The sequence below is a fragment of the Type-D symbiont of Plautia stali genome (genome assembly GCF_001485335.1).
GTDB lineage: Bacteria > Pseudomonadota > Gammaproteobacteria > Enterobacterales > Enterobacteriaceae > Pantoea > Pantoea vagans_C.
Window position 1 is genome coordinate 1 of record NZ_BBOC01000042.1, and the last position, 21194, is coordinate 21194.

General features: G+C 54.8%; 20 protein-coding genes. 7 read left to right on the forward strand and 13 right to left on the reverse strand.

Going from position 1 to position 21194, the window contains the following annotated elements:
- The first annotated feature begins 445 nt into the window (after positions 1-445).
- Together nrdD and nrdG are read left to right on the forward strand one after the other, a co-directional pair.
- Positions 446-2584 carry an anaerobic ribonucleoside-triphosphate reductase gene (nrdD, locus tag PSSD_RS14340; protein ID WP_058972686.1) on the forward strand — a complete coding sequence of 713 codons (2139 nt, stop codon included), beginning with the start codon at positions 446-448 and terminating at the stop codon, positions 2582-2584.
- Positions 2581-3147, forward strand: coding sequence for an anaerobic ribonucleoside-triphosphate reductase-activating protein (nrdG, locus tag PSSD_RS14345; RefSeq protein ID WP_058972687.1), 567 nt, complete (start codon positions 2581-2583; stop codon positions 3145-3147). The genes nrdD and nrdG overlap by 4 nt, the downstream gene beginning before the upstream one ends.
- Here nrdG and PSSD_RS14350 read toward each other — a convergent pair.
- Positions 3040-4077 carry a permease gene (locus PSSD_RS14350; RefSeq protein WP_058972688.1) on the reverse strand — a complete coding sequence of 346 codons (1038 nt, stop codon included), beginning with the start codon at positions 4075-4077 and terminating at the stop codon, positions 3040-3042. The genes nrdG and PSSD_RS14350 overlap by 108 nt on opposite strands.
- Positions 4078-4202: 125 nt before the next feature.
- Positions 4203-4643, reverse strand: a complete 441-nt coding sequence (locus PSSD_RS14355; protein ID WP_039327590.1) for a YhbP family protein — start codon at positions 4641-4643, stop codon at positions 4203-4205.
- A 79-nt stretch (positions 4644-4722) separates the two neighbouring features.
- Between PSSD_RS14355 and PSSD_RS14360 the strand changes: the two genes are divergently transcribed.
- Positions 4723-5010 (forward strand): GIY-YIG nuclease family protein, encoded by a 288-nt coding sequence (locus PSSD_RS14360; protein ID WP_058972689.1) that lies wholly within the window; start codon positions 4723-4725, stop codon positions 5008-5010.
- Here the strand turns inward: PSSD_RS14360 and PSSD_RS14365 are convergent.
- Both PSSD_RS14365 and ubiT read right to left on the reverse strand, forming a co-directional pair.
- Positions 4994-5500 (reverse strand): GNAT family N-acetyltransferase, encoded by a 507-nt coding sequence (locus tag PSSD_RS14365; protein WP_058972690.1) that lies wholly within the window; start codon positions 5498-5500, stop codon positions 4994-4996. The genes PSSD_RS14360 and PSSD_RS14365 overlap by 17 nt on opposite strands.
- On the reverse strand, positions 5494-6018 hold the full coding sequence (ubiT, locus tag PSSD_RS14370) for a ubiquinone anaerobic biosynthesis accessory factor UbiT (protein ID WP_058972691.1): 525 nt from the start codon (positions 6016-6018) through the stop codon (positions 5494-5496). The genes PSSD_RS14365 and ubiT overlap by 7 nt, the downstream gene beginning before the upstream one ends.
- Before the next feature lie 203 nt (positions 6019-6221).
- On the opposite strand from ubiT, the gene ubiU reads away from it, so the two are divergent.
- The 3 genes from ubiU (at position 6222) to PSSD_RS14385 (ending at position 9236) form a co-directional block, all read left to right on the forward strand.
- A complete protein-coding gene (gene ubiU, locus PSSD_RS14375; protein WP_058972692.1) occupies positions 6222-7217 on the forward strand; it encodes a ubiquinone anaerobic biosynthesis protein UbiU in 996 nt (331 codons plus the stop codon).
- A gap of 9 nt (positions 7218-7226) precedes the next feature.
- A complete protein-coding gene (locus tag PSSD_RS14380) occupies positions 7227-8111 on the forward strand; it encodes a U32 family peptidase (RefSeq protein ID WP_058972693.1) in 885 nt (294 codons plus the stop codon).
- A 138-nt stretch (positions 8112-8249) separates the two neighbouring features.
- A complete protein-coding gene (locus tag PSSD_RS14385) occupies positions 8250-9236 on the forward strand; it encodes a luciferase-like monooxygenase (RefSeq protein WP_058972694.1) in 987 nt (328 codons plus the stop codon).
- A 3-nt stretch (positions 9237-9239) separates the two neighbouring features.
- Here PSSD_RS14385 and PSSD_RS14390 read toward each other — a convergent pair whose 3' ends face one another.
- Positions 9240-10157, reverse strand: a complete 918-nt coding sequence (locus PSSD_RS14390) for an AraC family transcriptional regulator (protein ID WP_058972695.1) — start codon at positions 10155-10157, stop codon at positions 9240-9242.
- A 183-nt stretch (positions 10158-10340) separates the two neighbouring features.
- Here PSSD_RS14390 and PSSD_RS14395 point away from each other — a divergent pair, with 183 nt between their 5' ends.
- Positions 10341-11087 carry an SDR family NAD(P)-dependent oxidoreductase gene (locus PSSD_RS14395; protein WP_058972696.1) on the forward strand — a complete coding sequence of 249 codons (747 nt, stop codon included), beginning with the start codon at positions 10341-10343 and terminating at the stop codon, positions 11085-11087.
- A 64-nt stretch (positions 11088-11151) separates the two neighbouring features.
- Here PSSD_RS14395 and PSSD_RS14400 read toward each other — a convergent pair whose 3' ends face one another.
- From PSSD_RS14400 to infB, 8 genes are all read right to left on the reverse strand, one after another.
- A complete protein-coding gene (locus PSSD_RS14400) occupies positions 11152-13038 on the reverse strand; it encodes a DEAD/DEAH family ATP-dependent RNA helicase (RefSeq protein WP_058972697.1) in 1887 nt (628 codons plus the stop codon).
- A 16-nt stretch (positions 13039-13054) separates the two neighbouring features.
- On the reverse strand, positions 13055-13111 hold the full coding sequence (gene yrbN / locus PSSD_RS28440) for a protein YrbN (RefSeq protein WP_100229640.1): 57 nt from the start codon (positions 13109-13111) through the stop codon (positions 13055-13057).
- A 102-nt stretch (positions 13112-13213) separates the two neighbouring features.
- Positions 13214-14098: a lipoprotein NlpI gene (gene nlpI, locus PSSD_RS14405; RefSeq protein WP_039327571.1), complete on the reverse strand. Its 885-nt coding sequence runs from the start codon at positions 14096-14098 to the stop codon at positions 13214-13216.
- 129 nt (positions 14099-14227) lie between these two features.
- The gene (gene pnp, locus PSSD_RS14410) at positions 14228-16363 is read right to left on the reverse strand and encodes a polyribonucleotide nucleotidyltransferase (RefSeq protein WP_058972698.1); all 2136 of its coding nucleotides are present in this window, start codon (positions 16361-16363) and stop codon (positions 14228-14230) included.
- 310 nt (positions 16364-16673) lie between these two features.
- Positions 16674-16943 (reverse strand): 30S ribosomal protein S15, encoded by a 270-nt coding sequence (gene rpsO / locus PSSD_RS14415; RefSeq protein ID WP_034826514.1) that lies wholly within the window; start codon positions 16941-16943, stop codon positions 16674-16676.
- A gap of 134 nt (positions 16944-17077) precedes the next feature.
- A complete protein-coding gene (truB, locus tag PSSD_RS14420; RefSeq protein WP_058972699.1) occupies positions 17078-18022 on the reverse strand; it encodes a tRNA pseudouridine(55) synthase TruB in 945 nt (314 codons plus the stop codon).
- Positions 18022-18429 carry a 30S ribosome-binding factor RbfA gene (gene rbfA / locus PSSD_RS14425; RefSeq protein ID WP_034826517.1) on the reverse strand — a complete coding sequence of 136 codons (408 nt, stop codon included), beginning with the start codon at positions 18427-18429 and terminating at the stop codon, positions 18022-18024. Before rbfA ends, truB begins: the two co-directional genes overlap by 1 nt.
- Before the next feature lie 65 nt (positions 18430-18494).
- Positions 18495-21185, reverse strand: coding sequence for a translation initiation factor IF-2 (infB, locus tag PSSD_RS14430; RefSeq protein ID WP_039327565.1), 2691 nt, complete (start codon positions 21183-21185; stop codon positions 18495-18497).
- Positions 21186-21194: the final 9 nt, after the last annotated feature.

Genomic DNA, 21194 nt, shown 5'->3' on the forward strand with positions numbered 1-21194 from the left:
AGATGATCGCCCGAGATATGCAGCGTGAACTGCGGCGTCAGCGTCAGTGCGCCGCCACCCGCGGGCTGGACCACTTTTTGTGGCCAGGGCATTAATGGCAAATCGCTTGCGGGAGCGGCAAAAGCAGAAAAAGAGAGGGAGAGACAACAGGCAAGCAGCGTTCGTTGCAAAGGCATGTGAGGCTTCCTTGTAGATAAATGACGGGCCAAAAAAAAGCAAAGAACTCATTAAACCTGCTTCGCTTCGCAAATCAAGTTTGCATCGGTCGAAGTTTGGGCGGGTTAAAACTTTTGAAGTTTAGTTCGCTTCACCATTGTGCGGCTTTCAATCTTCGTTATGGCTTCTTTGCGGCAGGTCAAAAACGGTGCGATTAATTTCCGTCACAACCCCACATATAGCGATTACACTCCATAAAAATACCCACATATAGTTTTATGGAGAGATGATGGCGACGGTGGTGATTAAGCGTGACGGCTGCAGGGTGCCCTTTGAGGCACAGCGGATTGAGCTGGCCGTGCAGGCCGCAGCCCAGGCAGCGCAAATTGATGATGCGGCCTGGTGCAGTCAGGTGGCGATGCAGGTCAGTCAGCAACTGGCCGATCGCGCGGAGGTGGATATCCGCGATATTCAATGCGCAGTCGAAGAGACGCTAATGGCGGGACGCTGGCCGCAACTGGCGCGTGCCTATATCGAATATCGTCATGACCGTGATCTCGCCCGTGAACAGCGTGGCAAACTGCACCACGCCATTCGTGGTCTGGTGGAGCAGACCAATGCCGCACTGCTGAATGAAAACGCCAACAAAGACAGCAAGGTGATCCCGACTCAACGCGATCTGCTGGCAGGCATCGTCGCCAAACATTATGCCCAACAGCAACTGCTACCGCGTGACGTGGTGCTGGCGCACGAGCGCGGCGAGATCCACTATCACGATCTCGACTACTCGCCGTTTTTCCCGATGTTTAACTGCATGTTGATCGATCTTCAGGGCATGCTGAACAACGGCTTTAAAATGGGCAATGCCGAGATTGAGCCACCAAAATCAATCGCCACCGCCACCGCCGTCACGGCGCAGATCATCGCCCAGGTCGCCAGCCACATCTACGGCGGCACCACCATTAATCGCATCGATGAAGTGTTAGCGCCCTTTGTGAACCTCAGCCTGGAGAAGCACCGCGCCGTGGCACACGCGTGGCAGATCCCCGATGCCGAAGCCTACGCACGGGTGCGCACCGAGAAAGAGTGCTACGACGCCTTCCAGTCGCTGGAGTATGAAGTCAACACGCTGCACACCGCCAACGGACAGACGCCCTTTGTGACCTTCGGATTTGGTCTGGGTACTGACTGGGCCGCTCGGCTGATACAGCAATCGATTCTGCGCAATCGCATTGCCGGCCTCGGCAAAAATCACAAAACGGCAGTGTTCCCCAAGCTGGTGTTCGCTATCCGCGAAGGCGTGAATCGCCGCCCTGGTGATTTCAATTACGATATCAAGCAATTAGCGCTGGAATGCGCCAGTAAGCGCATGTATCCCGACATCCTGAACTACGACAAAGTGGTCGAGATTACCGGCTCATTTAAAACACCGATGGGCTGTCGCAGTTTCCTCGGCGTGTATGAAGAAAACGGCGAGCAGATCCATGAAGGCCGCAACAACATTGGCGTGATCAGCCTCAACCTGCCGCGCATCGCGTTAGAAGCCAAAGGTAACGAGGCCCATTTCTGGTTGCTGCTCGACGAGCGGCTGGCGCTGGCCAAGCGCGCATTGATGACGCGCATCGCGCGGCTGGAGAAAACCAAAGCCCGTGTCGCCCCCATTCTCTATATGGAAGGTGCCTGCGGTGTGCGGCTCAATGCCGATGACGAAGTCGGTGAGATTTTCCGTCACGGCCGCGCTTCCATCTCCCTCGGTTATATTGGTCTGCATGAAACGCTCAACGCGTTGAGCGGCAACGAAGTGCATCCCTATGACGCGCCGCATTTGCGTGAAAAGGGCATCGCCATTGTCCAGCACCTGCGCGATGCGGTTGATGCGTGGAAAACCGAGACCGGCTACGGTTTCAGTTTGTACAGCACGCCGAGCGAGAACCTGTGCGATCGTTTCTGTCGTCTTGATGCGGCGGAATTCGGCGTAGTGCCGGGTGTCACCGATAAAGGGTATTACACCAACAGCTTCCATCTCGACGTCGAGAAGAAAGTGAACCCCTACGACAAGATCGACTTTGAGGCGCCCTATCCCGCTCTCGCCAATGGCGGCTTCATCTGCTACGGCGAATACCCCAATATTCAGCACAACCTCAAGGCGCTGGAGGACGTGTGGGATTACAGCTATCACCGCGTGCCCTATTACGGCACTAACACGCCGATTGATGAGTGTTACGAATGCGGTTTCAGCGGCGAGTTCAGCTGCACCAGCAAAGGCTTTACCTGTCAGTGTTGTGGCAACCACGATCCGGCACGCGTCTCCGTTACGCGCCGCGTCTGCGGCTATCTTGGCAGCCCTGATGCGCGCCCCTTCAACGCCGGTAAACAGGAAGAGGTGCAGCGCCGCGTTAAACATCTGGAAAACGGACAATTGGGATGATGCATATTCATCGCTATTACGCTGTCGATATCGTTAACGGACCGGGCACGCGCTGCACGCTGTTTGTTGCCGGCTGCGAGCATCAGTGCCGTGGCTGCTACAACCAGAGCACCTGGCGGCTCGATTCTGGCGTGCCGTTCACGCTGGAGATGGAAGAGCAGCTGATTGCTGACCTCAAAGACACGCGAATTCCGCGCCAGGGATTGTCGCTAAGCGGCGGCGATCCGCTGCATCCGCACAATGTGCCGCACATCCGTCGGCTGGTAAACCGGGTGCGCCGGGAATGTCCGGACAAAGATATTTGGCTGTGGACCGGCTATAAGATGGCGGAACTCAGTGAGGCCCAGCGCGAGGTGGTCGCTGAAATTGATGTGTTGATCGACGGGCGTTTCATTGAAGCGGAGAGCGATGCGCGGCTGCTGTGGCGCGGCAGCCGCAATCAAAAGATCTGGTATCTACGCCAGCCACAAGGCGAGCAGACCGACAATAAACCCGCTGAACGCCACGCCCAGCAGCGCGATCCACAAGGCGCGCGCCGGGAAGGCACGATGCAGCATCAGTAGCGACGGCACACTCACGGCGGGCAAGGTCATTAACAGCGCCAGAGCCGGTGCGATACCCATGCCCGCCAGCATCATGGTTTGCACGATCGGGATCTCTGCCGCCGTGGGGATGACAAACAAACAGCCTGCTATCGCCATCAGCATCACCCAAAACAGCGTATTTCCCACTACGCCATCCGCATGTGGGAACAGCCAGACGCGTGCCGCGCCCAGCAGCAGCACGGCGATGATATACAGCGGGATGGTGTTCCAGAACAATCGCCACATCACCCCCAGCCAGCGCGCGAGAAACGGTGATTCATCACGGGTCGCCAACACCTTTGGCGCAGCGATCATCTGTTCTGGAACGCTACGCTGCACCAGTGATGCAATGCCCAGCACCATTGCCAACCCGGCCACCAGCCGAATCGCGGCAAAGTGCCAGCCCAGCACAAATCCCATAAAAATCAGCGTGGCAGGATTAAGCAGTGGATTGGCAAGCCAGAACGCCATCGCCGCCCCGCTTGACACCTGAGACTGACGCAACCCTGCCGCGACCGGTGCCGCACAGCAGGTACACATCATCCCCGGTAAACCGAAACCCGTGCCAATCAACGTCGAACCAAAACGTGACTGGCCCATCAGGCGCAACAGCCAATGGCGCGGAATGAGCACCTGCACCAGCGAACCGAGGATCACGCCGAGCACCGCCGCTTTCCATACTGCGAGAAAATAGACCATGGCGTAATCCAGCGCCGCACGCCACGGCGAATCGGCTGCATTGGCCAGAATAGATTTTCCGATTGAATGGGTTTCGGCGGCGGTGAAGGCTTTGCCGTAATAGGGCTGCCATTTGACATACCACAGGCCAATCACCACCACCGCGAGAAACAGCAGTGGTTTCCACCATGCGAAACGTATCGCTGGCGCTGAGGGTGCAAGTTGGGTCATACAGATCTCGTATTCAACTGAATAACGGAAGCCGCACGATGATGTGCGGCGGATAAACCACAGTGTTATTCAGGTTATCGAAATCTGCCACGCTTAACTGACGTAAATTTGATCCGCCGCGGAAATTAGCGCGGGTTTGCCTCGCTGCGCTGCCAGACAATCTTTTTGCCAAAGCCCAGCGCGTTGTCGGTCATCTTGACTTCATCCAGCATGATTTCCCACAACGGTGCTGTGACTTTGCGCGCGATGGGAAAACGCTTCTGGTAAGCATGGCGCGCCTGCGCTTCGTTTTCCTCACTCAACGGCTGAATGCGACCACGATACTGCACGCCTTTGATCAACAAGACGGTTTTCGGCTGACCGTTAACCGTGCCCGCGACCTGGGGATTGGCCAGCATCAGCGCGCCATGCCGCGTGTCCGGTTCGGTCATCAACCAGAAGGCCATGCGCGTTGCGTCGAATACGTAAAAGCAGTTGGCGCACCACAAATCGTCTCCGCTAGTGGCGCACAACGACAGGGCATGCTGTTTTTTTAAATAACGAATCAGGTGGGAATGGTCAGACAAAATACAACTCCATGCGGCGCATAGCGATGCTGAGATAAGCGCGCTACACTGCCTGCCAGCAATTAATCAGGATAGTGAAATGCAACAGAGCTGGCAGCTCTATATGCTGCAAACCGCCGCCGGGATGCTTTATACCGGCATCACAACCGATGTTGATCGCCGTCTGCAACAACACCAGTCAGGACGCGGTGCGCGCTCACTGCGCGGCAAAGGGCCGCTGACGCTGGTGTTTCACTGTGCCGCCGGGGATCGCTCCGCCGCCTCCCGCCTGGAATATCAGGTGAAGCAGTTGAGCCGCACGCAAAAGCTGCTGCTGGTGGCGCAGCAGCCTGCCTGCCTGAACGCGTGGTTCAATCGAACCGATTAAAAGGCTCGGAGAATGCAATCAGCCCTTCAGCGCCCACGAATGCGTCATCCGCGAGTTTATACACCTGAAACGCTGCTTCGCTGCCTAACCAGCGACAATGCAAACCGTGTCTCGCTGCCGGTTCGAAGCCCAGCGGGTTGTAAAATTCCGGATCGCCCAGAACCACCACCGCGCTGTAGCTGAATTCATTAAGCGAATCCAATCCTTCATATACCAACTTTTTGGCAATGCCCTGTTTACGCACCGATTCATCCACCGCGAGCGGTGCTAATGCCACCCAGTTGCGATCTTCACCCTGAAGCATGACCGGGCTGAAGGCCGCGTAGCCCAGCACCTGCCCCTCTTCATCCGTGGCCACTACACCGAGCGTGAGTAAACCGTCTTCGCGAAGTTGTTGCACCAGTTCCGCTTCGGCTGCGGTAGCAAAACTGCGCTTTAACAGGTTGTCGATGCCCGCCGCATCCACACCAATTTCAGTACGAATCAACATGAGATCCCCGCGCGCGCCTCAGCGGCCTTCGCGTCCTGTTTCATTCCTGCCTCAACGAAGGCAGCCAGCTGCTGTAACCCGGTGCGCAAAGGCGTGGGCATGGCATCCAGTTCAATAGCATCCATTAGATTCTTCACCTCCAGCCCCAGCTCCGTGTCGCCTTCAATCACCAAACGGCGTTGAAAAAACAACATATCAGGGTCTGCTTTGCGTGCTGCTACCAGCAACAGATCGTTGGCTTCGCCACGAAACCAGACATCTGCCTCGGCGTCGCGCGAAACGGTCAGGCGGCCATCTTGCAAGGTGGTGATCCAGCGCAGATTGACATCCGCAATCTCGATCCCCAGAAAGCGCCCTTCCAGAAAGTCTAACTCACCTTCAGACAAAGCATGACGAAATTGCCAGTTTAAGAGTTGTTGCAAAACCACTTTTTTTACAGGGAATGGGGTAAATGAAACAGGTAAGGCAAGGAATTCTGGGCCTTTTTCGACAATCAGGCCGCGTAAGCGCGTGAGCATAATCAACAATCCCTTCAGAAAATTTTACCTATATTGCCACATCCCTGCCGCTGCGACTCCACTGAGATCAAGGAAATCGCTGAACAACTGGTTAAATAATCCTCACTCCGCCTCATCAATACGGCTTTCACTGCCTTAAATCAACATTCCTGTCTGGCACCTTCTCTACACTTTACCGCTTCTGAATTCGGGGAGGAAAACGTATGGAACTGCTGTGTCCAGCGGGGAATTTGCCTGCGCTGAAATCGGCGGTGGAGCATGGCGCCGACGCGGTGTATGTCGGCCTGAAAGATGACACCAATGCCCGCCACTTTGCTGGCCTCAATTTTACCGATAAGAAACTGGCCGAAGCCGCGCGCTTTCTGCATCAGAATCGCCGCAGACTGCATGTGGCCATCAACACTTTTGCGCATCCAGACGGTATCAATCGCTGGCAGACCGCCATTGATGTCGCAGCGCAAAACGGGGCCGATGCCTTGATTCTCGCAGATATCGCCACGCTGGAATATGCCGCGCAGCGTTATCCGCAGGTTGAGCGCCATCTCTCTGTACAAGCCTCAGCAACAAACTTGCAGGCCATTCACTTTTATCATCGCCATTTCGATTTAAGTCGTGTGGTGTTGCCGCGCGTATTGTCGATGCATCAGGTAAGACAGCTGGCGCGCGAGACGCCGGTGCCGCTGGAGGTCTTTGCCTTCGGCAGCCTGTGCATCATGGCTGAAGGCCGCTGCTATCTCTCTTCGTGGCTGACGGGAGAATCCCCCAACAGCGCGGGGGCCTGCTCGCCCGCCAAATTTGTGCGCTGGCAGCAAACGCCGCAGGGGATGGAATCCCGTCTCAATGAGGTACTGATCGACCGTTACGGCGCTGATGAGAGCGCTGGTTATCCCACGCTGTGCAAAGGCCGTTATGAAGTGGATAACCAGCGCTACCACGTGCTGGAAGAGCCCACCAGCCTGAATACGCTGTCGCTGCTGCCTGAACTGCTGCGCGCTAATATTGCCTCGGTGAAAATTGAGGGACGCCAACGCAGCCCCGCCTATGTGGCGCAGGTCGCCAAAGTGTGGCGCCAGGCGATTGATCGCTGCAAGGCCTCGCCCGAGCAGTTTGCTGTGCAAGAGCCGTGGATGCGCGCACTGGGTGAGCTTTCTGAGGGTAGCCAGACCACGCTGGGTGCTTATCACCGCGACTGGCAGTAAGGAGAACCGATGAAATACGCAATCGGGCCGGTGCTGTGGTACTGGCCAACCGAATCACTGGACGCTTTTTATCAGAAAGCCGCAGAGAGCAGCGCCGAGATTATCTATCTCGGTGAAGCGGTATGCAGCAAACGCCGCGCCACCTCGTTTAACCAGTGGATGGAGATGGGCCGCACGCTGGCTCAGCACGGTAAACAAGTGGTGCTTAGCACGCTGGCGCTGCTGCAGTCGCCCTCTGAAGTGAAAGAGCTAAGACGCTATGTCGAAAATGGCGAGTTTTTGCTGGAGGCGAACGACATCGGCACGGTGAACATGGCGGCGGAACGTCAGCTGCCGTTTGTTGCCGGGCCCACACTTAACGTCTACAACGCACAAACGCTGCAGCTGTTACTCAAAGAGGGAATGACGCGTTGGTGTATGCCGGTAGAGATGTCACGCGACTGGCTGATTCAGCTGCTACAGCAGTGTGACGCCGCCGGCGTGCGCGATAAATTCGAAGTAGAAGTACTCGGCTACGGTCATCTGCCTTTGGCACTCTCGGCTCGCTGCTTCACTGCGCGTTCGGAAAACCGATCCAAAGATGATTGCCAGACGTGCTGCATCAACTATCCCACCGGACGTCGCGTGCTGTCGCAAGAGGGCCAACAGGTGTTTGTGCTGAATGGGATTCAGACCATGAGCGGCTACTGCTATAACCTGGGTAATGACCTTGCCGGCATGCATAACTGGATCGACATTGTGCGCCTGTCACCACAGGATGAAACCACACTGGCTGAGATCGATCGTTTCCGCGCTAACGAAGCAGGAGAAGCGCCGCTGATGATGGCGCGCGGCAGTGACAGCAATGGTTACTGGCGTCGTTTAGCCGGTATGGCGCTGGAGGGTGGCCGATAAAGGCACGTTCCGGCTATATTCCTGCTGTTATTAGCAGTTTTAATATGGGTAATGATGCGTAATACTGACTGGCGCAGGTTTATCAACACCTGCGCCATCATAAGCTGGAGTGCCCATGTCTGAGAAAAAACTGTTCGCCTGTCCGTACTGGATCTGGCACCGATTCCACAAGGTTCTGCCGCGCGAGAAGCCTTCCACAATTCACTGGCGCTGGCGCGTCAATCTGAAGCGTTAGGTTTCCACCGTTACTGGCTCGCTGAGCACCACAACATGACCGGTATCGCCAGTGCGGCGACCTCCGTGTTGATTGGCTATCTGGCCGCCAATACGGAATCCTTGCGTTTAGGTTCTGGCGGCATCATGTTGCCCAACCACGCACCGCTGGTGATCGCCGAACAGTTTGGTACGCTGGAATCGCTGTATCCTGGCCGTATCGATTTGGGACTGGGCCGTGCGCCGGGTTCCGACCAGCGCACCATGCTGGCGTTGCGCCGTCATCTCTCCAGTGCTCAGGCGGATAGCTTCCCAGAAGACGTGGCGGAACTGATTCGCTGGTTTGACGCCGAAGAGGGTGAACATCCGCCAGTGCAGCCGGTACCCGGTTTGGGTCTGAAAATTCCAGTGTGGCTGCTGGGCTCCAGTCTCTACAGCGCACAGTTGGCCGCGCAGCTGGGCTTGCCGTTTGCCTTCGCCTCCCACTTTGCACCTGACCTGTTGTTCCAGGCGCTGCATCTCTATCGCGAGAAATTTAAACCTTCTGCGCGTCTGGCAAAACCTTACGCCATGGTGTGCGTCAATGTAGTGGCAGCCGATAGAGAACGCGATGCGCGCTTCCTGTTCACCTCTATGCAGCAGCAGTTCATCAACCTGCGTCGTGGCAAACCGGGTCCACTGCCTGCGCCGGTTGAGAATATGGATAACCTGTGGTCACCGTCCGAACAATATGGTGTACAGCAGGCGCTGAGCATGTCCATCGTCGGTGACAGTGACAAAGTTCGCCAGGGGCTGGCCGCGTTAATACGTGAAACCCAGGCGGATGAAATCATGGTTAACGGCCAGATTTTCGATCCGCAAGCGCGTCTGCGCTCCTTTGCTTTGGCGATGGCAGCGGCTCGCTCGCTGTAATGGTTACTGCGGTGGGTTCAACCCTTCTGGCCCCACCGCCACCGTACGAACATCCCGCGCGGGGGATTGCCCGTAAAATCGACTGTACTCGCGGCTAAACTGCGACGCGCTCTGATACCCCACGCGATACCCCGCCGTTCCCGCATCTAGCTTCTCAATCAGCATTAAACGCCGCGCTTCGTTGAGGCGTAATTGCTTCTGGTATTGCATCGGCGTCATCGCCGTCACCGCTTTAAAGTGATGATGCAGCGATGAAATGCTCATGCCGACGCTGCTCGCCAGTTGGTCCATTTTTAATGGCTGATGAAAGTGTTCGCGCAACCAGCGTGCCGCGCGCGCCACCTTGTTGCCCGGACGTTCGGTTAGCGCCATGTTGAGGATGCGTGGCCCTTCTGGTCCCGTCAGCAAGCGATAGAAAATCTCCTGCTCAATCAAGGGGGCCAGCGCGGGAATGTCTTGCGGCTGATCCAACAACTCGACCAGGCGAATTACCGCATCCACCAACGGTGGAGCGACTTTGTGGACGGTGATGCCGCGCTCATTCAGCCTTGCCGCCTCCACCTGCTGTAGCGGAAAGTGTTCGAGGTAACGCATCAAGCGGGTTTCGTTGATGGTGATGCCGACGCCGAGATTAGGCTTCTCTGGCGTGGCCAACACCACGCAGGATTGCACCGGCATATCCAGCGTCACCAGCAGCAAGTCACCCGCGCCGTAATGCATCACGTCATCGCCCATTCGCAGGGCTTTTTGCCCCTGCGCCACCAGAGCGAAACTGGCCCAGGTGGCCACATGAGCCAGACTGGTCGGCTTGGAGCTTCGTCCAAAGGAAAGAAAATCAATTGCGCTGAAGTGGCGGCCATCTTCCGGGGTGTGGCGGGCAATCATCGCCACCAGTTGCTGCCACTGTTCCTGATGAATCATGCGTTATGCGCTCCGCGATGAGAAATCACTGTAGGGTTATTCTCGCTTGTCGTCGATGCGCCGCCTAGTCTAAAACCCTCACATTTGCAGGATCGTGCAAAAACCTTGCAGGATTGCGCTACCGCCAGATTGTATGGACAGCGCATGCTTACCCTTCCCCGAATTCTCAGGTGGAGAGACCCAATGAAAGCACTTGAAGGCAAAATTGCGCTGGTGACGGGCGCGTCGAAAGGCATTGGCGCCGCCATTGCTATGACTTTCGCGGCGGCCGGCGCCCGGGTAGTGGTGAATTATCGCCAGGACGAAGTGGGTGCGGCTGACGTGGTCACCGACATCTGTGCACTGGGCAGTGACGCCATCGCCGTACAGGCTGATATCTCCCGCGAGGCCGATGTGCAGCGTTTATTCGCGCGCAGCATCGAGCAGTTTGGCGCACCGGATATCGTGGTCAATAACGCCGGTATTTTTCATCACGGTGACTTTACCGAACTCAACATCAGCGAGATGCAGCAACAACTCAATGTGAATGTGCTGGGCACACTGCTGGTCAGTCAACAAGCCGCCAGGCACTTCCCCGCGCGTGGCGGCACCATCATCAACCTCAGTGCGTTGAACAGCCAGCGCAGTTCCCCGGGTTCGGTATTGTGGGCCGCCACCAAAGGTGCCATTGATACCTTAACGCAGGGGCTGGCGCGCGAACTGGGACCGCGTAATATCCGCGTTAACGCGTTGGCGCCGGGTATTATTTTGACGGAAGGGTTGCTGGCGGCGAAGAAGATGAATCCAGACGTCAAAGCCAAGCTGATCGCGGCCACACCCTTAGGACGATTTGGTCTGCCGGAAGATGTTGCTCAGGTGGCGCTGTTTTTGGCCTCTGAAGAGTCAGCTTATGTGAGTGGTGAGCGAGTGCTGATTGCTGGCGGTGTGTAAAATTTAGTTTACGCAATAAAAAAGGGACGCCGAAGCGTCCCTTTTATTTTTAAGCGATTAACGCTTACGCGTCACGACGACGTGGTGCAGCAGCGCCGTCTTCACGACGTGGAGCACGACCGCCATCACGGCTGAAACGTCCGCCTTCACGACCACCTTCACGGCGCTCAGAGAAGCGACGCGGTGCGCCTTCACCACGAGGTGCGCCATTGCCACGACGCTCGCCATCACGGCCAGCAGGACGACGATCGCCACGCTCATGTACTGGCGCATCACCCATCAGCTGCATATTCATCGGCTTGTTCAGAATACGCGTGCGAGTGAAGTGCTGCAGAACTTCGCCCGGCATGCCTTTCGGCAGTTCGATGGTTGAGTGAGTACCAAACAGCTTGATGTTACCGATGTAACGGCTGCTGATGTCGCCTTCGTTAGCGATCGCACCAACAATGTGACGAACTTCAACACCATCATCACGACCCACTTCAATGCGGTACAGCTGCATTTCGCCAACGTCACGACGTTCGCGACGTGGAGCGCCATCACGGTCACCACGGCTTTCGCGTGGACCACGAGAGTCACGTGAGTCACGACGGTCATCACGATCGCGGAATTCACGACGTGGCGGACGCGGAGCTTCTGGTGGCAGAATCAGTGGACGTTCGCCCTGTGCCATTTTCAGCAGTGCTGCGGCCAGTGTTTCGATGTCCAAATCTTCGCCCGGCTGCATTTTGCTCAGCAGTGCGCGGTACATGTCCAGATCGCTGCTTTCCAGCTGTTGCTGTACTTTTGCGGCGAACTTAGCCAGACGACGCTCACCCAGCAGTTCTGCGTTTGGCAGCTCAACTTCTGGAATGGTCAGCTTCATGGTGCGCTCGATGTTACGCAGCAGACGACGCTCGCGGTTCTCAACGAACAGCAGTGCGCGACCCGCACGACCCGCACGGCCGGTACGACCGATACGGTGAACGTAAGACTCTGCGTCCATCGGGATGTCGTAGTTAACCACCAGGCTGATACGTTCAACGTCCAGACCACGAGCTGCAACATCGGTGGCGATCAGGATGTCGAGACGGCCATCTTTCAAACGCTCCAGCGTCTGCTCACGCAGTGCCTGGTTCATGTCACCGTTCAGCGCGGCGCTGTTATAACCGCTGCGCTCCAGCGCTTCGGCCACTTCCAGCGTCGCGTTTTTGGTACGCACGAAGATGATAGCCGCATCGAAATCTTCCGCTTCCAGGAAACGCACCAGCGCGTCAGTTTTACGACCGTAAGCGGTCCAGTAAGACTGAGAGATATCAGGACGCGTGGTCAGGCTTGACTGAATGCGTACTTCCTGTGGATCTTTCATGAAGCGCTTAGTAATACGACGAATCGCTTCTGGCATGGTAGCGGAGAACAGCGCAGTCTGATGACCGTCTGGAATCTGCGCCATGATGGTTTCAACGTCTTCGATGAAGCCCATACGCAGCATTTCATCCGCTTCGTCCAGCACCAGGCCACGCAGGTTAGACAGGTCTAAGGTGCCACGTTTCAGGTGATCCAGCAGACGGCCAGGCGTACCCACAACAACCTGTGGACCCTGACGCAGTGCACGCAACTGCACGTCATAACGTTGGCCGCCGTACAGGGCCACGACGTTGACGCCACGCATGTGTTTAGAGAATTCGGTCATGGCTTCAGCAACCTGAACAGCCAATTCGCGAGTTGGAGCCAGCACCAAAATTTGCGGTGCTTTAACAGATTGATCAATGTTGTTCAGCAGCGGCAGGGAGAATGCCGCCGTTTTACCACTACCGGTCTGCGCCATACCCAGCACATCACGGCCCGCCAGCAGGTGAGGAATACACTCAGCCTGGATTGGGGATGGCTTAACGTAGCCCATGCCGTTCAGTGATTCGAGGATGTCAGCGTTCAGGCCAAGGTCAGAAAAAGTGGTTTGAATATCAGTCATGTAGTACACGTGCCTCTTAGATTGCGGCGGCCAGTCTACATAACTCGTCGTGAAAATTTTCAGTCATTTTCATCAAAAAGTGTGAACCGGCTCAAATTAGAAGTTTTGACGAACAGAAAAGCCCTCACCTTGAAGATGATGACTTTACAAGAATTCAGGCAAAAAAGTTCGTCAGCTATTGCTGGTCAGATTCTGATAAATCGTCTTGTGTCTGGCCGAGTTGCGCCAGTTCCAACAATGCGTATCGGTGCTCAACAAAGTTGTTAACGTTGTTAGCCACCGCCAGTTTGAACAACGCTTTCGCGTCGTCCTTCTCCCCCAGACTTAGGTAGTACTTACCTAAATAGAAGTTGGTTTCACTGAGATGTTCAGCGAGCGAGGTGTTATCCGTTGCGTCCGCCTTGAGACGTTCCATCAGCGTTTTTTCACTGATGTCACCAAGGTAGAACTCGACAATATTCCATCCCCATTGGTCCCGGACCGCTTTGTCATGGCGCTGTTGTAGCGCGACTTTTGCCTTGTCTGCATCCATATCGCTTTCAACGAGATAGAGCCAAAGGCTGCGGAAAGGATCGTTAGGATCGTCTTGATAAAACGCCAGCAGATCATCTTGCGCTAACTTGTATCGACCGCCGTAATAGAGGGCGATACCACGGTTTAAATGCGCATAGTTGTAAGTTGGATCAAGCTCAAGTACAGAATCAAACGCTTCATAGGCAGCATCAAAATTGCCTGCCTGCGTTAGATATATACCAAGGTAGTTAAACACCTCGGGCATATCTGGTCTTATAGACAGCGCTTGCGAAAAATCGTTCCGCGCTAATGCCCTCAGACCCAAACTATCATACAACACTCCGCGCTCATATAATAGCTGTGCGCGTTCATCATCGGTGAGGGCACGACTGGCAAGAATTTGTTCCATGCGCGCCAGGATCACCTCTTGCTGCAGTGTGGGCTGCAAAGGTACTGCCAGAACTTCGTTCTTACGCCAATTGGAGTTGCTGCATCCTGCCAGCGTGATAGCTGTCGCAACAAAACACCAGCGCAAAAAAGGCTTCATTTCCCACTCCCGAATACAAACATTGGGATAACCATCCTGTCATCCGCCTGCTGTGCACAAGGATTCCCGCCCTCGCGATGATCCAAACACCTCTCCCCACAATGCAGGGAGAGGCCAATCAGTAAACGCTTACTCGGCGTCAGGTACATCAGTCGCAGCAGTGGTTTCTTCTGCTGGTTTCTGCTCTGTCGCTTCTTTGATGCTCAGGCGTACGCGGCCCTGACGGTCCACTTCCATGACTTTCACTGGAACTTCCTGACCCATCTGCAGGTAATCGGTCACTTTCTCAACGCGCTTATCAGCGATCTGAGAAATATGTACCAGACCTTCTTTACCGCCGCCGATTGCCACGAAGGCACCGAAGTCAACGATACGTGTCACTTTACCTTCGTAGATACGGCCGACTTCGATTTCAGCGGTAATCTGTTCGATACGACGAATCGCTTCTTTCGCTTTGTTGCCGTCGGTTGCAGCGATCTTCACGGTGCCATCATCTTCGATTTCGATGGTGGTGCCGGTTTCTTCGGTCAGAGCACGGATAACAGAACCGCCTTTACCGATGACATCTTTGATCTTGTCTGCGCTGATCTTAATGGTGTAAATGCGCGGCGCGAACTCAGAGATTTCCTGACGCGGCGTGCTGATAGCCTGTTCCATCACGCTCAGGATGTGCAGACGCGCGCCCTTAGCCTGGTTCAGTGCCACCTGCATGATTTCGCGGGTGATACCTTCGATTTTGATATCCATCTGCAGTGCAGTGATACCGTCGCGGCTACCCGCAACTTTGAAGTCCATATCGCCGAGATGATCTTCGTCACCCAGGATATCAGACAGAACCACGAAGTTTTCGTCTTCTTTAACCAGACCCATCGCGATACCGGCTACGGCCGCTTTGATTGGTACACCTGCATCCATCAGCGCCAGAGAAGCACCGCACACAGACGCCATTGAAGAAGAACCGTTGGATTCGGTGATTTCAGAGACCACACGAACGGTGTATGGGAACTCTTCCTGCTTAGGCATCACTGCCAGCACACCGCGCTTAGCCAAACGACCGTGACCGATTTCACGACGCTTAGGTGAGCCAACCATACCGGTTTCGCCCACGGAGTACGGAGGGAAGTTGTAGTGGAACAGGAAGCTGTCAGTACGCTCGCCCATCAGCTCATCCAGGTTCTGTGCATCACGTGCGGTACCCAGGGTGGCGGTAACCAGCGCCTGCGTTTCACCACGGGTGAACAGGGAAGAACCGTGAGTACGTGGCAATACGCCAGTGCGCACGTCCAGACCACGAATCATGTCTTTTTCACGACCATCGATACGCGGCTCACCACGGATGATGCGGCTACGTACAACACTTTTCTCAAGATCATGAACGATGTCTGCGATTTCAGCCGCATCCAGCGTCTCATCTTCCGCTTTTAATGCAGCGATGGTGGCATCTTTAACCACACCAACCTGAGTGTAACGCTCTTGCTTATCAGTGATGCGGTAAGCATCGCTAATACCGGTTTCAGCTAATGCTGCAACACGTGCAATCAACGCATCGTTGGCTGGCTCTGGCTGCCAGTCCCAACGCGGTTTGCCTGCTTCAGCAACCAGTGCGTTAATGTTTTCGATAACAACCTGCTGCTGATCGTGGCCAAACACCACTGCGCCCAGCATCTGATCTTCAGTCAGAATTTCAGCTTCAGATTCAACCATCAGAACCGCGTTCTGCGTACCTGCAACCACCAGGTCCAGACGAGAGGTTTTGATCTCATCAGCGGTTGGGTTCAGAACGTACTGGTCATTGATATAACCAACACGTGCAGCACCGATAGGGCCGTTGAATGGCAGGCCTGACAATGCCAGTGCAGCAGAGGCACCAATCATCGCAACGATATCTGGGTTGACCTGAGGGTTAACGGAAACAACGGTAGCGATAACCTGCACTTCGTTGATGAAACCTTCCGGGAACAGAGGACGAACTGGACGGTCAATCAGACGGGAGATCAGAGTTTCGCCTTCGCTTGGACGGCCTTCACGACGGAAGAAGCTACCCGGGATACGACCAGCAGCGTAAGTACGCTCCTGATAGTTAACCGTCAGCGGGAAGAAATCCTGACCTGGTTTGGTTTTTTTCTGGCCAACAACGGTAACGAATACCGCAGTGTCGTCCATGCTCGCCATTACTGCTGCAGTGGCCTGGCGCGCCATCATGCCGGTTTCCAGCGTGACGGTATGCTGACCATATTGGAATTTGCGTACGATCGGGTTCAGCAAAATTTAAGTCCTTAAATTCGAGGGGCAAGCCCATTTTGGCTCGCCGGGATTTACCGATCTTTAGTTGCATCCTCGCGACTAATGACAATCTTCAACCGCTCTGGCGGTAAAGCCTCTCATTAGCCGCGCGAAACGCTGCAAGCAAAGATCACTCTCAGCAACAATACATGAGTTTGGTACGGATTGCTGCGGATTGCTCGAAAAAAGGGGCCATAAAGGCCCCCTTTTCGCGAAACTCGCACAAATCTGATCGTCAGATGCGGTTTTCTGCATACTGCATGCACTACATCGTTGATCAGATTCTTCAGACTTAGCGACGCAGACCCAGGGTTTCGATCAGGCTGGTGTAGCGTGCAACGTCTTTACGCTTCAGGTAGTCCAGCAGCTTACGACGCTGAGATACCATGCGCAGCAGACCGCGACGGCTGTGGTGGTCTTTCTTGTGCTCAGAGAAGTGACCCTGCAGGTGGTTAATCTGAGCAGTCAGCAGAGCAACCTGAACTTCAGTTGAACCGCTGTCGTTAGCACCACGACCGAATTTAGCAACGATCTCTGCTTTAGCTTCTACGCTTAGAGACATAATAAACTCCAGATAAAAAATGAATGTATGGGTGCCGATCTCTAATTCAGCAGCCCGCTTTAAAAGCCGCGCTATTCTACTCTTCGCCAGATAGCAACGCAAATGCGTCGTAAAGGCTAAAGCCTGTGTTTCAATTAGGCGGGAAACTCAACCACCAGACGACGCGGTGCGACACGCCCATCATCCGCGATTTCAGCCATACCAATGAATTTGTGACCGTCACCTTCCGTGACACGCACCAAACCCTGTTCAGGCGCATTCGCCACCTGCACCGGCATACCTTGTTTGAAAAAGGCCGCCACAGAAGGGAGCAAATTCACGATGGGAAACTCTTCTGCTGGGCTGTCCATCGGTAACAGCAAGGCGTCCAGAGTGGTGTAATCCGGCGTTTCAGTGGCATTAACTGCAGCGGCCATCTCTTGCAGCTGTTCCAGCGTGATCATTCTTTCAATCGGATAACGCGCTACCTGCAAACGACGCAGCATAATCACATGCGCACCGCAGCCAAGTTTTTCACCCAAATCATCGATGATGGTGCGGATGTAAGTGCCTTTGGAGACATGAATCTCCAGCTCCAGTTCATCGCCTTCCCAGCGGATAAACTGCAGTTCGAATACACGGATGGGGCGTGCTTCACGCGGAACAGTAATGCCTTCGCGCGCATACTCGTACAGCTTACGACCCTGATACTTGAGTGCGGAGAACATGGTCGGCACCTGCATGGTGTCACCACGAAAGCTCTCCAGCGCATCGTCCAACATCGCCTGGTTAAAGGTCACCGGGCGTGTTTCGACGATATTACCATCGGCATCTGAGGTATCCGTGCGCTCACCCAATCGTGCAATCACACGATACCGTTTATCCGAATCGAGCAGAAACTGCGAGAACTTGGTCGCTTCACCGAGACAAACTGGCAACATGCCGGTTGCCAAGGGATCCAGCGCGCCGGTGTGGCCCGCTCGATTAGCATTAAACAGGCGCTTCACTTTCTGCAAAACATCATTAGAGGATGCACCCTGATGCTTATCCAGCAAAAACACACCGTGGACGTCGCGACCGCGACGACGAGGACGACTCATCAGTCCTCCTTGTCATCTTCCGCCGGGCTTTCACCACGACGCTCGACATCACTCTTGATAACGTTACTGACGAGGTTAGACATGCGCATACCTTCGATCAGTGAGTTGTCATAGAAGAAGGTCAATTCCGGCACGATACGCAGACGCATCGCTTTACCCACCAGAATACGGATATAGCCCGACGCTTCTTTCAGCGCTTTCAGGCCATTTTTTACCGCATCTTCGTCCTGATCATTCAGGAAGGTCACGAAGACTTTGGCGTAAGCCAGATCGCGTGACACTTCCACGCCAGAGACGGTCACCATCATGCCAAGACGCGGATCTTTGATTTCGCGCTGCAGGATGATAGCGATTTCTTTTTGCAGTTCCTGAGATACGCGCTGTGGGCGGCCAAATTCTTTTGCCATTTTTCTTTCTCCCAAATAATTCGGGAGGCCAGAGGCCTCCCAAATTGCAACACATCAGATAATAATCAATCGATGGTGCGTTTAATTTCAATCACTTCAAAGACTTCGATCATATCGCCAACACGAACGTCGTTGTAGTTCTTCACGCCGATACCACACTCCATGCCATTACGCACTTCGTTGACATCGTCTTTAAAGCGACGCAGAGATTCCAGCTCGCCTTCGTAAATCACCACGTTGTCGCGCAGAACGCGAATCGGGTTGTGACGTTTGATGTTGCCTTCGGTGACCATACAGCCTGCGATAGCGCCGAACTTCGGTGACTTGAACACGTCGCGTACTGCAGCCAGACCGATAATCTGCTGTTTGAACTCTGGCGCCAACATACCGCTCATTGCCGCTTTAACTTCGTCGATCAGATTATAGATGACGGAGTAGTAACGCAGGTCAACGTTTTCAGCATCAATCACGCGGCGAGCAGAAGCATCAGCACGTACGTTGAAGCCGAGGATGATCGCGTTGGATGCTGCAGCCAGGGTTGCGTCAGTTTCGGTGATACCACCCACGCCTGAACCGATGATGCGCACTTTCACTTCGTCGGTAGAGAGCTTCAGCAGAGAATCGGAGATCGCTTCCACAGAACCCTGTACGTCGGATTTCAGTACGATGTTCAGCTCGGACACTTCGCCTTCGGTCATGTTGGCGAACATGTTCTCCAACTTCGACTTCTGCTGACGCGCCAGCTTCACTTCGCGGAACTTGCCCTGACGATACAGTGCAACTTCACGTGCTTTCTTCTCATCACGAACGACCGTCGCTTCATCACCTGCTGCTGGCACACCAGACAGACCAAGGATTTCCACAGGAATCGATGGACCCGCTTCCAGTACTTCGCGACCCAGTTCATCACGCATCGCACGGACACGGCCGTATTCGAAGCCACAGAGTACGATATCGCCTTTGTTCAGCGTACCTTCACGCACCAGTACGGTAGCAACCGGACCACGACCTTTGTCGAGGAACGATTCGATAACCACACCGCTCGCCATACCTGCACGAATCGCCGTCAGCTCCAGGACTTCAGCCTGCAGCAGAATCGCATTCAGCAGGTCATCAATACCGGTACCGGCTTTCGCAGAGACGTTAACGAACATGTTCTCGCCGCCCCACTCTTCCGGAATGATGCCGTACTGAGTCAGTTCGTTTTTAACGCGATCGGGATCGGCTTCTGGCTTATCGATTTTGTTCACAGCAACCACAACCGGCACCTGCGCCGCTTTTGCGTGCTGGATAGCTTCGATGGTCTGTGGCATCACGCCGTCATCCGCGGCAACAACCAGGATAACGATATCCGTTGCCTGAGCACCACGAGCACGCATAGCGGTAAACGCGGCGTGACCAGGGGTATCCAGGAAGGTGATCATACCGTTGTCAGTTTCAACGTGGTATGCACCGATATGCTGAGTAATACCGCCAGCCTCGCCAGAGGCGACTTTGGTTGAACGGATATAGTCGAGCAGTGACGTTTTACCGTGGTCAACGTGACCCATGATGGTCACGACTGGCGCGCGGCTCTCTTGCGCGGCATCGGTATCACGATCGTCCATTACCGCTTCTTCCAGCTCATTCTCACGGCGCAGGATCACTTTGTGACCCATTTCTTCCGCGACCATCTGAGCCGTTTCCTGGTCGATGACCTGGTTAATGGTCGCCATGGCGCCCATCTTCATCATCGCTTTTACAACCAGGGAGCCTTTGATTGCCATTTTATTGGCCAGCTCAGCAACGGAGATAGTTTCACCGATGATGACATCGCGGTTCACCGCCTGTGCTGGCTTGTTAAAGCCCTGCTGCAGTGAGCTTGGTTTACGGTGCTTGCCACCTTTACCGCCACGTACCTGAGCACGTGCTTCTTCGCGGTCGGTTTTCGCTTCAGAATGTTTGTTGCCTTTCTTCACCGGGCGAGCAGCTTTAGCGGTACGCGTACGCGCACGGCCAGCTTCAACTTGACGATCGTTCTCGTCTTCAGCCTGACGGGCATGGGTCGAGGTAGTGACGTGGTAATCACCTTTATCCTCTTCTTCAGGTTTTTCCCATTCCGCTGCTTTTTCTTCAGCCAGGCGTTTAGCTTCTTCTGCCACGCGACGGGCATCTTGTTCTAGCTTACGACGCGCTTCTTCTTCTGATTTACGTTTCAGTTCAGCCGCTTCGGCTTCACGACGGGCTTTATCAGATTGCGCAGCCTTGGTTACTTCGTCGGTAGGTTGATTAGTCACTTTCTCATTTTCCGCTGCTTCACGCTTAGCCTTGTCAGCGGCTTCGCGCTTGGCTTTATCTTCGGCTTCACGTTGCGCTTTTTGTTCAGCTTCGCGACGGGCTTGTTCTTCCGCCTCGCGACGCGCCTGCTCTTCCGCTTCACGCTGCGCCTCGGCTTCAGCTTCTGCCTGAGCTTGCTCAGACTCTGCATCACCTTTCACGTATGTGCGCTTTTTGCGGACTTCGATTTGCACCGACTTACTTTTACCCCCGGTGACGGGAATATTCAAGGTGCTGCGCGTTTTGCGCTGCAAAGTCAGTTTACTTGAACCTGTCTGACCGTGCTCACGATTCAAATGGGACAGTAAGGTTTCTTTCTCTTGCTGGGATACCGCATCGTTTTCAGACTTGCGGATCCCTGCATCAGCAAATTGCTGTACCAGGCGATCGACCGGAGTCTGAATTTCGGCGGCCAGCGATTTTACGGTTACATCTGTCATGCTGTTCCT